The following is an 11,369-nucleotide window of genomic DNA, read 5'->3' on the forward strand; positions in this document are numbered from 1 at the left end:
TGTCCGTGGCCAAGGAAATCGAGCTGAAGGACAAGTTCGCCAACATGGGCGCCCAGATGGTCAAGGAAGTCGCTTCCAAGACCTCCGACATCGCCGGTGACGGCACCACCACCGCCACCGTGCTGGCCCAGTCCATCGTCCGCGAAGGCATGAAGTTCGTTGCCGCCGGCATGAACCCCATGGACCTGAAGCGCGGCATCGACAAGGCTGTCGTGGCCACTCTGGAAGAGCTGCGCAAGCTGTCCAAGCCCTGTTCCACCAACAAGGAAATCGCCCAGGTCGGCTCCATCTCCGCCAACAGCGATTCCTCCATCGGCGACATCATCGCCAACGCGATGGAAAAGGTCGGCAAGGAAGGCGTCATCACCGTTGAAGACGGCAAGTCCCTGGCCAACGAACTCGACGTCGTCGAAGGCATGCAGTTCGACCGTGGCTACCTGTCGCCCTACTTCATCAACAACCCGGACAAGCAGGTTGCCATCCTCGACAACCCGTTCGTGCTGCTCTTCGACAAGAAGATCTCCAACATCCGCGACCTGCTGCCGGTGCTCGAACAAGTGGCCAAGGCTGGCCGCCCGCTGCTGATCATCGCCGAAGATGTGGACGGCGAAGCGCTGGCCACCCTGGTGGTGAACAACATCCGCGGCATCCTCAAGACCTGTGCCGTCAAGGCCCCGGGCTTTGGTGACCGTCGCAAGGCCATGCTGGAAGACATCGCCGTGCTGACCGGCGGCCAGGTGATCGCCGAAGAAGTCGGCCTGACCCTCGAGAAGGCCACCCTGGAAGATCTGGGCCAGGCCAAGCGTATCGAAGTGGGCAAGGAAAACACCACCCTCATCGACGGCGCCGGCGTTGCCGAGCGTATCGAAGCCCGCGTCAAGCAGATCCGCGTGCAGATCGAGGAAGCCACCTCCGACTACGACCGTGAAAAGCTGCAAGAGCGCGTGGCCAAGCTGGCCGGCGGTGTTGCCGTGATCAAGGTTGGCGCTGCCACCGAAGTCGAAATGAAGGAAAAGAAGGCCCGCGTGGAAGACGCGCTGCACGCCACCCGTGCCGCCGTTGAAGAAGGCATCGTCCCCGGCGGCGGCGTGGCCCTGCTGCGTGCCCGTGCCAACCTCACCGGCCTGAAGGGTGACAACCACGACCAGGACGCCGGCATCAAGATCGTGCTGCGCGCCATGGAACAGCCCCTGCGCGAAATCGTTGCCAACGCTGGCGCCGAAGCTTCCGTGGTGGTGAACAAGGTGACCGAAGGCGCCGGCAACTTCGGCTACAACGCTGCTACCGATGTGTACGGCGACATGGTTGAAATGGGCGTTCTGGACCCCACCAAGGTGACCCGCACCGCACTGCAGAACGCCGCCTCCGTGGCCGGTCTGATGCTGACCACCGACTGCATGGTTGCCGAACTGGCTGAAGACAAGCCGGCCGGCGGCATGCCCGACATGGGCGGCATGGGTGGTATGGGCGGCATGGGCGGCATGGGGATGTAATCTCCCGCCGGACCGCGTTGTCCCCGAAAAGCCCCGCCTCGGCGGGGTTTTTCTTTTGCTGCGCCGCCTGGTGATTCCGGTCATGCCCGGGGAGTACTCGCCAAGGCGGGCGTTTCGGTTTATAACTTCCGCACATACCAATAAAGCAGTGCGCGGGAGGGGAGAGATGATCAAGGCGACCTTGACGGGGCAGCGCCTCGTTGCGTTGTTCCTGCTCGGCTGGGTGGTGGTTAACTACCCGGTTCTGTCAGTGTTCGATGTGGACCATTCCTGGTTCGGTGTTCCTTCCCTTTATCTTTACGTCTTCGGCGTGTGGGCGGCGGTGATCGCCCTGATGGCCTGGATCATCGAGCGCTAGGGGGCGGCATGAAGCCCTGCGACACCCGCCCTGACGAGCTGCGGCCATGACCAGCACCGTCATCGTCGCCATCTCCTTCCTGTATCTGGCGCTGCTCTTTGCAGTGGCCTATTTTGGCGACAAGCGGGCCGATGCCGGCCGCTCGATCATTGCCAATCCCACTATCTACGCCCTGTCCCTGGCGGTGTACTGCACCACCTGGACCTATTACGGCAGCGTGGGTCGGGCGGCCTCGTCGGGGCTGGGCTTTGTGTCGATCTTCCTCGGACCGACCCTTGTCGTGGCGCTGTGGTGGTTCGTGATGCTGAAGATGGTACGCATCGGCAAGACCCTCCGCATTACCTCCATCGCTGACTTCATCGCCTCACGCTACGGCAAGAGCCATCTGCTCGGCGGGTTGGTTACGGTGATCGCGGTGCTCGGGGTGATCCCCTACATCGCCCTGCAGTTGAAGGCGGTGTCGAGCAGCTTTGCCATCCTCACCCACTACCCGCAAATCGTCATGCCGGCCAAGGTCAGCACCGTGTCGTGGATGGCCGACACCACGCTGTACATCGCCCTCATCATGGCGGCTTTCACCATCCTCTTCGGCACCCGTCACCTGGATGCCACCGAACGCCACGAGGGCATGGTGGCGGCGGTGGCCTTCGAGTCGGTGGTGAAGCTGGTGATCTTCATGGCAGTGGGGATGTTCGTCACCTTCGGCATCTTCGACGGCTTTGGCGACCTGTTCTCCCGGGCCGCCCTCGATCCCGCCCTGAAGCGCCTGATGACCATGGAGGCGGGGGGCAACTCCTACGGCAACTGGTTTGCCCTGACCCTGCTGTCAATGCTGGCGGTGATGTTTCTGCCGCGCCAGTTCCAGGTCGCGGTCGTGGAGAACGTCAATGAAAACCACCTGCGCCGGGCGATCTGGTTGTTTCCGCTCTACCTGCTGCTGATCAACATCTTCGTACTGCCCATCGCTCTGGGCGGGTTGATGCATTTTGCCGGTCAGGGGGTGGATGCGGACACCTTCGTGCTGACCCTGCCGATGGCCTGGGGGCATGGTTGGCTGGCCCTGCTGGTGTTCATCGGCGGCCTGTCGGCGGCCACCGGCATGGTCATCGTCGAAACCATCGCGCTGTCCACCATGGTCTGTAACGACCTGGTTATGCCCTTGCTGCTGCGCTACCGCTGGGTGGCCTTGCAGGGGCGGGACGATCTGTCGGGCCTGCTGCTGGGTATCCGGCGTAGCGCGATCATCTTTATCTTGCTGCTCGGCTACCTGTACTTCCGGCTGGCGGGGGAGGCCCATGCGCTGGTCAGTATCGGCCTGATCAGTTTTGCCGCTGTGGCCCAGTTTGCGCCGGCCATCATCGGCGGCATGTACTGGCGCGGAGCGACTGGGGCTGGGGCGCTGGCGGGGCTGTCGAGCGGCTTCGTCGTGTGGCTCTATACCTTGCTGCTGCCGTCCTTCGCCAAGTCGGGCTGGCTGCCCATCGAGTTCCTGCAGACCGGCTTGCTGGGCGTCGAGCTGCTGCGCCCCCAGGAGCTGTTTGGCCTGAAGGGCCTCGATCCGATTGCCCACAGCCTGTTCTGGAGCCTGCTCGCCAATGTGGGTGCCTACGCCTGCGTATCGCTGATGCGCTCCCCCAACGCCGTCGAGGCGGGCCAGGCCACGCTGTTCGTGGATGTCTTCAAACAGAGTCGCCCCGCGGGCGGCGCGTTCTGGCGCGGGAGCGCCCAGATCGGTGATCTGCTGCCCTTGATCGGCCGCTTCATCGGGCCGGAGCGGGCACGCAATGCGTTTGCCGAGTACGCCCGCAACCGCGGCGCGGCATCGGTGGATGTGCTGCCGGCCGACGCGGGCCTGGTGCATTTTGCGGAGACAACACTGGCCGGCGCCATCGGCAGCGCGTCGGCTCGGGTGATGGTGGCCTCGGTGGTCAAGGAGGAGCCTCTCGGTCTCGACGAGGTGATGAACATCCTCGATGAGGCGTCCCAGGTGCGGGCCTATTCGAAGCGCCTGGAGCAGAAATCCCTTGAGCTCGAGGCCGCCACCGCCGAGCTGCGCAGCGCCAACGAGCGCCTCAAGGAGCTCGACCGCCTGAAGGACGATTTCATGTCTTCGGTGACTCACGAACTACGCACCCCGCTCACTTCGATCCGCGCCTTTTCCGAGATGCTGCTCGACGATCCGCGCATCGACCTGACGGAGCGCAAGCGCTTTCTGGGCATCATCGTCAGCGAGACCGAGCGCCTGACCCGGCTCGTGAATCAGGTGCTGGACATGGCCAAGATCGAATCCGGCCATGCCGACTGGCACAACGGTGAGGTCAGCCTGGTGGAGGTGATCGAGCAAGCCGCCGCATCCACCAGCCAGCTCTTCAAGGACAAGGGCGTGGCCCTGGAAATGGCCTTGCCTGAACAGGTGCCCATCTTGCTGGCGGACAGGGACCGGTTGATCCAGGTGATGCTCAATCTGCTCTCCAACGCGGTCAAGTTTGTGGCCGCGGGGCGGGGGCGCGTCTGGGTGGGCCTCGTCGAAACCGTCGAAGGCCTGCGCGTGGATGTGCGCGACAACGGTCCAGGCTTGACCCCCGAAGAGCAGCGGGTGGTGTTCGAGAAGTTCCGCCAGGGCGGCAACACCATGACCGACAAGCCCCAGGGTACCGGGCTGGGCCTGCCGATCAGCCGCCAGATCGTCGAGCACTACGGTGGCAGGCTGTGGGTGCAGAGCACGCCAGGCGAAGGCGCATGCTTCTCGTTTCTGATGCCTTGCGGCAAATCAACAGAAGCGAAAGATGAGGCAGGATAAACTACCAAGGATCACGCCCCGGAATGAGGCTTGCATGCTGCTGTCTCGACCGGGGTGAGGATGGGGAGGAGACTGAATGACCAAAAAAATATTGATCGCCGATGACGAGCAGAACATCGTCATTTCACTTGAATTCCTGATGAAGCGCGAAGGCTTCGCGGTGTGCATTGCCCACGACGGCCAGGAGGCTCTCGACAAGGCGCGCAGCGAGGCCCCCGATCTCATCCTGCTGGACGTGATGATGCCGCGCAAGAATGGCTACGAGGTGTGCCAGGAGATCCGCGCCGAAGCCACGCTGCAGGCCACCCGCATCCTCATGCTGACCGCCAAAGGTCGTGAGACCGAGGTTACCAAGGGGCTGGCCATGGGGGCCGACGCCTACATGACCAAGCCCTTCTCCACCAAAGAACTGGTGGCCAAGGTGAAATCCCTGCTGGATGTCGCGGCGTGAGCGTCAAGTTGCGGCAGGCACTGGCGATTGCCGCGGCCTGCCTGCTGGTGGTGGGCGTCATGGCCGCTGCGGGCATCGCCGTATGGCGGGATCTGAGTCCGGAAGAGCGGGACGCCATCGAGCCCATCCTCAATCCGCGTCTGGGCCTGCTTTTCATGATCGCCATGGTCGGCGCCGGTGCGGCGGCCGTGCTGATGAAGTCTTTTGCCCAGGATCATCTTCTCGGTCCGTCGCTGCTGGCTGATGAGCTCGGGCTGATCGTCGGCACCGATCCGTCCCGGCGCCTCAAGCCCGGCTCCTCACCTGAGCTCACGCGTATTGCGGAGTCGGTCAATGCCCTGGCCGATCAGCGCCGTAGCCTGCAGGAAGACGTGGAGACGCGTATCCGTGAGGCCCGACTTTCCGTCGAGGAGGAGCGCAACCGGCTGGCTGCGCTGATGTCGGAGCTCAACCAGAGCGTGGTGGTGTGTAATCTGGATGGCCGCATCCTGCTCTACAACAACCGGGCGCGCCTGCAGTTCCGGGCCCTCTCCGACGCGCCCACGGCGGCCGGTGGTGGCGAGATCATCGGCCTGGGGCGTTCCATTTACGCGGTCTTCGAGCGCAGCCTGATCGTGCATGCGCTGGAGAGCATCCAGGAGCGCATCCGCCGCCAGAGCGCCCAGCCCATGGCCAACTTTGTCACCACCACCCGGGCCGGGCAGCTGCTGCGGGTGCAGATGGCGCCGGTGATGTCGTCGGGGGCTGACGATACCGAGCCGACGGTGTCGGGCTTCGTGTTGATGCTCGACAACATCACTCGCAACTTCGAGACCGAGACCAAGCGCGACCAGATGCTCCACACCCTCACCGAGGGCAGCCGCTCGTCCCTGGCCAACCTGCGTGCCGCGGCTGAGATGCTGGAGTATCCCGACCTGGACGCTGAGCTCAAGGAGCGCTTCCTGAGTGTGGTGCGCGATGAGGTGCAGGGCCTGAGCAAGCGCCTCGACGAGACCGCCAACGAGTTTGCCGATTCTCTCAAGACGCGCTGGCCCCTGGACGAGATGCTCGGTGCTGACCTGGTGGCTGCGGCCCAGCGGCGCATCGAGAAGAAGCTGGAACTACGCACCAAGGTCGAGGATGTGGACCCGGAGGTGTGGGTCAAGGTGGACAGCTTCTCCCTGCTCCAGGCCGTCGGCTATCTGGTGAGCCGTCTGTCGGACGAGTTCGAGGTGCGCGAAGTGCGCCTGCGCCTCACCTCCGCCGGGCGTCTGGTGCACCTGGACCTGATCTGGTCCGGCCAGGCCATGAGCACCGAGACCGTGATGGCCTGGGAGCTTGAACCCATGACCTTTGCCGGCGAGAGCTCGCCCCTTACTGTGCGCGACGTCATCGAGCGGCACGACGGCGAGATCTGGTTGCAGCGAGAGAAGACCCAGCATCGGGCCTTTTTCCGTCTGCTGCTGCCCTCCGCCGCACCCCAGGACCAGGTGGAGGCGGGCATCTTCCTCAAAGGCGAGAGCCGTCCCGAGTACTATGACTTCGACCTCTTCAAGCAGACCGAAGTCAGCCGCGCCCTGGACGACCGCCTGCTGTCCGAGCTGACCTTCACGGTCTTTGATACCGAGACCACCGGCCTCAATCCGTCGGAGGGAGACGAGATCATCCAGATCGGCGCCACCCGTATCGTCAACGGCAAGCTCCTCCGGTCTGAATCCTTCGACCAGCTGGTGGACCCCCTGCGCGAACTGCCCGAGGCCTCCACCAAGATCCATGGCATCACCCCCGAGATGCTGGTCGGCCAGCCGCCCATGGCCAAGGTGCTGCCGGCCTTCCACGCCTTTGCCGAAGACACCGTGCTGGTGGCCCACAACGCCGCCTTCGACATGCGCTTCCTGCAACTCAAGGAGGACAGCACCGGCATCCGCTTCTCCCAGCCGGTGCTCGACACCCTGCTGCTGTCGGCGGTGATCCACCCGGCCCAGGAGTCCCACCGCCTGGAAGCCATTTCCGAGCGCATGGGGGTGAACATCATGGGGCGCCACACGGCCATGGGGGACGCCATCGTTACCGGCGAGGTCTTCCTGCGCATGATTCCGCTGCTGGCGGAGATGGGCATCCGGACCCTCGGCGAGGCCCGGCAGGCCTCGGAAAAAACCTACTACGCCCGCGTCAAGTACTGAGCGGAGGAGGACATGACATCCTCCGGGATGGATACCCGCCCCCTCGCCACTGCCGGTCTGGCTACGTTGTTACGCCGACGCCCGGTGGGGGCGCTGCCAGATGTGACGGTGCGCGATGCCCTGCATCTGATGGCGGCGGAACGGGTCGGCAGCATCGTGGTGGTTGATGGCGAGGCCGCCCGACCCCTCGGCGTGCTCACCCAGCGGGACATCATCGAGCGCGTCGTACTGCCCGGGGGCGATCTTGAAGAGGCCGTGGCAGGGGTGATGACGGGGGGCGTCGTGTCCCTGCCGCTGACGGCCAGTGCCCACCTGGCCCGCCTGATCCTGGCCCGCCACGACCTGCGCCGACTGGTGGTGGTGAATGATGATGGCGCCTTCGTCGGTGTGGTGTCCCGGGGAGATCTCTATGCCAGCCGCAGCCTCGACGGGGAAGACCTGGTGGAGGCCATCCATGCCGCCGGCACCGTCGACGCCCTGGCTGCTGCTGCACAGCGCATCCGCGAGGCCGCCGGACGTATGGTGGAGGAGGGCGCCAGTGCGAGCCACGTGTGCGAGTGGATCGCCATTTTCAATGACCTGGTGGTGCTGAGCGCTGTCGATCTGGCCGAGGCGGAGTTCGACCTGCCTCTCGTGCCGTGGTCCTGGCTGGCCTTCGGTTCGGAGGGGCGGCTGGAGCAGACCCTCGACACCGACCAGGACAACGGCCTCATCTTCGTGCCTGAAACGGAGGCCGACACCGAAGCCCTGCGCGAACGTTTCCTGCCTTTTGCCCAGCGAGTCAATGCGTTGCTGGATGCCTGCGGTTTTCCATTGTGCAAGGGTGAAGTGATGGCGGGCAACCCGCGCTGGTGCCTGTCGATGGCCGAATGGCGTGACCAGTTTGCCGGCTGGATCAGCTCGGCAATGCCCGATGATTTGCTCAACGCCACCATCTTTTTCGATTTCCGGGCCGTCGCGGGCGATGTCGGCCTGGCGGCGTCGCTGCAGCGCTGGTTGCTGGCCTGCACCGGTGACAACGATCTCTTTCTGCGCTTCATGGCCGACAACGCCCTGCGTGGCGGGGTACCTCTGGGGCGCATCCGCGACTTCGTGGTGGACCGGGAGAGCGGCCTGCTCGACCTCAAGCGCGATGGCAGTCGTATCTTCGTGGACGCGGCGCGTATCCTGGCCCTGGCCAGTGGCGTTTTCGATACGGCCACCGTGGGACGCCTGCAGGCTGTTGGTAGCCAGCTGGGCTGGCCCCGGCGCGAGGTGGCCGCCTATGCGGAAGCCTTCGATTTCATCCAGCAACTGCGTTTGCGTGGTCAGCATGACAAGGCAGGCCCGCCCAACCGGATTGCCCCTGCCGCCCTCAATGAGCTTGAGAGGGCCTTTCTCAAGGAGTCCTTCCGCCAGGCCCGCAAACTCCAGCACCGGCTCCAGTTACGCTACCAGTTGTGAGGCCGGCAGCCGGCGAGGCTATACTCGCAGCCGTCGATAGGGGAATACAGATTGAGCGATATCCGCGCAAGGCAGCGGGCGTACTGGCGGGCCACCCTGCGACTGACCTCGGTGCTGTTGCTGGCCTGGGCGGCAGCCAGCTTCCTGCCCGGCTGGTTTGCCGAGGACCTGAATGCCTTCAGTTTCTATGGCTGGCCCCTCGGCTTTTACATGGCAGCCCAGGGGGCGCTGATCATCTTCCTGGGGATCGTGTGGATCTACGATCGCTGGATGACCCGGCTTGAGCGGCGCTATGGCCTGCATGACGAAGACTGAGCCCTGATGACGACCACGCCCGCCCTGTTCCGCCGCCTCGGGCGCTACTACGCCTTCTACGCGGTGGGTTTCGTGTGCCTGGTGGTCTTGCTGGCAGTGGCCGAGCAGCTTGGCCTGAGTCCGCGCTGGATTGGCGAGATATTCCTGTTCTCTACCATCGCCATCTACGCCGCCATCGGCGTGATGAGCCGCACTTCTGACGTCTCCGAGTATTACGTGGCCGGCCGGCGGGTGCCGGCCCTGTTCAATGGCATGGCCACCGCCGCCGACTGGATGAGCGCCGCCTCCTTCATCGGCCTGGCCGGCACCCTGTACTACTCAGGTTTCGTCGGCCTGGCTTTCGTTACCGGGTGGACTGGAGGCTATGTACTGGTGGCCCTGCTGCTGGCCCCCTTCCTGCGCAAGTTTGGCCAGTTCACCATCCCCGATTTTCTCGGTGCCCGTTACGAGGGGCATTTCGCCCGGGTAGTGGGGGTGTTCGCCGGCGTGCTGGCCAGCTTTGTTTACGTGGTGGCGCAGATCTACGGTGTTGGGCTCATCACCAGCCGCTTCATCGGCATCGAATTCGAGATCGGTGTTTTCGTCGGTCTGGCCGGCATTCTGGTGTGCTCCTTCCTTGGGGGGATGCGCGCTGTTACCTGGACCCAGGTTGCCCAGTACCTCATCCTCATCATCGCCTATATGGTGCCGGTGGCCATCCTCTCCTATAAGGTCACCGGCGTGCCTGTCCCCCAGGCAGTATATGGCCAGGTTCTGCACGATCTGGGCGTCAAGGAACTGGAGCTCTTCTCCGAGCCCCGGGAGAACGAAGTTCGCAACCAGTACCGCTACCGCGCCGACGAGTACGCCCGTAAGATCGTCAACTTGCCAGAATCCCTTGCCGCGGAGCGTACCGGGCAGATCGAGCGGGTCAACGAACTGCGAACTCAGGGCGCCCCCGCCCGGGAAATTGCCGCCGCCGAGCGTACCCTGCGGGATCTGCCGCGCACCCCCGATGAAGCCCGGCTCAAATGGGAGCGCGCCCGCCAGGACAGTCTGTCCCGTTCCGTAAATCCGCCTCCTCACGCGGAAGCCCATCCGGGGGCCGATCAGGCCGCCAAGGACAGTGCCCGTAACAACTTCATTGCCCTCACCTTTGTGCTGATGGTGGGCACTGCCGCGCTGCCCCATATCCTGATGCGTTACTACACCACCCCCAGCGTGCGCGAGGCGCGGCGCTCGGTGTTCTGGTCCTTGTTCTTCATCTTCCTGCTGTACGTGACCGCTCCGGCCTATGCGGTGTTTGCCAAATGGGAGGTGTACAGCAATCTCATCGGCACGGATATCGGCAGCCTGCCCGGCTGGGTGGCATCCTGGGGCAAGGTCGGGCTGGTCAAGATCGAGGACATCAACGGTGACGGCATCCTGCAACTGGCCGAACTCACCATCAACAGCGACGCCATCCTGCTCATCATTCCCGAGATCGCCGGCCTGCCCTACGTGGTGTCGGGGCTGGTGGCGGCGGGAGGGCTGGCGGCGGCCCTGTCCACCGCTGACGGCCTGTTGCTCACTATTTCCCACGCTTTGTCCCATGATCTCTACTACAAGATGGTCAACCCCCAGGCCTCCACCCAGCGCCGCCTGGTGATCACCAAGTCCCAACTGCTGGTGGTGGCGGTGGTGGCCGCGTGGGTGGCCTCCCTGCGGCCGGACAGCATCCTGTTCATGGTCGGGCTGGCCTTCTCCATTGCCGCCTCAGCCTTCTTCCCTGCCCTGGTGCTGGGCATCTTCTGGAAACGCGCCAACAAGTGGGGCGCGGTCGCGGGCATGCTGGCGGGGCTGGGCGTCACCCTGTATTACATCTTCCGCACCCACCCCTTCTTTGGCGGCAGCATGGGCGACGCCTGGTTCGACATCAATCCCATCTCCTGCGGTGTCTTCGGCGTACCAGTGGGCTTCATCGTGATCGCCGTGGTCAGCCTCCTGACCCCACCCCCGCCCCTGGAGGTCCAGGCCCTGGTGGACTTCGTGCGAATGCCCGATCAGGGCAGAAAAGCTGTCGAGGCCGAAAACAGGCTTTGACTTTTTGAAATTTTAATATATAGTGCTGCCTCCACTTGGAGAGGTGGATGAGCGGTTTAAGTCGCACGCCTGGAAAGCGTGTTCAGGGTAATACCCTGACGCGGGTTCGAATCCCGCCCTCTCCGCCAAACACATAGCAAAGACGCCCCTTTTGGGGCGTTCAGACTGCTGACGAACCCCTGGTTTTTCCGGGGGTTCGTGTTTTTGAAGCCCTCTCAGACGACGAGAAACGCTCGGTAGCGGCCAACGGCTGTGGGGCTCGTTGGGATCGAAATGATGTGTTGGC

General features: G+C 64.0%; 8 protein-coding genes and 1 tRNA gene. All 9 read left to right on the forward strand.

Translation table 11 applies throughout. From position 1 onward, the window contains the following. The coding region (groL, locus tag PHI64_RS22270; protein ID WP_299888170.1) for a chaperonin GroEL at positions 1-1,493 on the forward strand (1,493 nt) is incomplete at its 5' end. Positions 1,494-1,659: 166 nt separating this feature from the next. Beyond that, positions 1,660-1,851: a hypothetical protein gene (locus PHI64_RS22275; protein WP_366945251.1), complete on the forward strand. Its 192-nt coding sequence runs from the start codon at positions 1,660-1,662 to the stop codon at positions 1,849-1,851. 46 nt (positions 1,852-1,897) lie between these two features. Further along, a complete protein-coding gene (locus tag PHI64_RS22280) occupies positions 1,898-4,651 on the forward strand; it encodes a sensor histidine kinase (protein WP_299888173.1) in 2,754 nt (917 codons plus the stop codon). Positions 4,652-4,727: 76 nt separating this feature from the next. Beyond that, complete coding sequence (locus tag PHI64_RS22285; protein ID WP_299888176.1) at positions 4,728-5,102, forward strand: response regulator; 375 nt, start codon at positions 4,728-4,730, stop codon at positions 5,100-5,102. Positions 5,103-5,257: 155 nt separating this feature from the next. Further along, positions 5,258-7,264, forward strand: a complete 2,007-nt coding sequence (locus tag PHI64_RS22290; protein ID WP_299888191.1) for an exonuclease domain-containing protein — start codon at positions 5,258-5,260, stop codon at positions 7,262-7,264. Between the two features lie 12 nt (positions 7,265-7,276). After that, positions 7,277-8,707, forward strand: a complete 1,431-nt coding sequence (locus PHI64_RS22295) for a DUF294 nucleotidyltransferase-like domain-containing protein (RefSeq protein ID WP_299888179.1) — start codon at positions 7,277-7,279, stop codon at positions 8,705-8,707. 51 nt (positions 8,708-8,758) lie between these two features. Beyond that, on the forward strand, positions 8,759-9,022 hold the full coding sequence (locus PHI64_RS22300; protein WP_299888182.1) for a DUF4212 domain-containing protein: 264 nt from the start codon (positions 8,759-8,761) through the stop codon (positions 9,020-9,022). Positions 9,023-9,028: 6 nt separating this feature from the next. After that, a complete protein-coding gene (locus PHI64_RS22305) occupies positions 9,029-11,083 on the forward strand; it encodes a sodium:solute symporter family protein (RefSeq protein WP_299888185.1) in 2,055 nt (684 codons plus the stop codon). Between the two features lie 37 nt (positions 11,084-11,120). Continuing rightward, a tRNA-Ser gene (locus PHI64_RS22310) sits at positions 11,121-11,211 on the forward strand. Positions 11,212-11,369: the final 158 nt, after the last annotated feature.

Origin of the sequence: Zoogloea sp. (genome assembly GCF_028689785.1) — a bacterium.
GTDB lineage: Bacteria > Pseudomonadota > Gammaproteobacteria > Burkholderiales > Rhodocyclaceae > Zoogloea.

Bases quoted from the DNA above. Each gene is read 5' to 3' on its own strand.
- PHI64_RS22275 (WP_366945251.1), top strand. From the start codon at position 1,660: ATGATCAAGGCGACCTTGACGGGGCAGCGCCTCGTTGCGTTGTTCCTG.
- PHI64_RS22280 (WP_299888173.1), top strand. From the start codon at position 1,898: ATGACCAGCACCGTCATCGTCGCCATCTCCTTCCTGTATCTGGCGCTG.
- PHI64_RS22285 (WP_299888176.1), top strand. From the start codon at position 4,728: ATGACCAAAAAAATATTGATCGCCGATGACGAGCAGAACATCGTCATT.
- PHI64_RS22290 (WP_299888191.1), top strand. From the start codon at position 5,258: ATGATCGCCATGGTCGGCGCCGGTGCGGCGGCCGTGCTGATGAAGTCT.
- PHI64_RS22295 (WP_299888179.1), top strand. From the start codon at position 7,277: ATGACATCCTCCGGGATGGATACCCGCCCCCTCGCCACTGCCGGTCTG.
- PHI64_RS22305 (WP_299888185.1), top strand. From the start codon at position 9,029: ATGACGACCACGCCCGCCCTGTTCCGCCGCCTCGGGCGCTACTACGCC.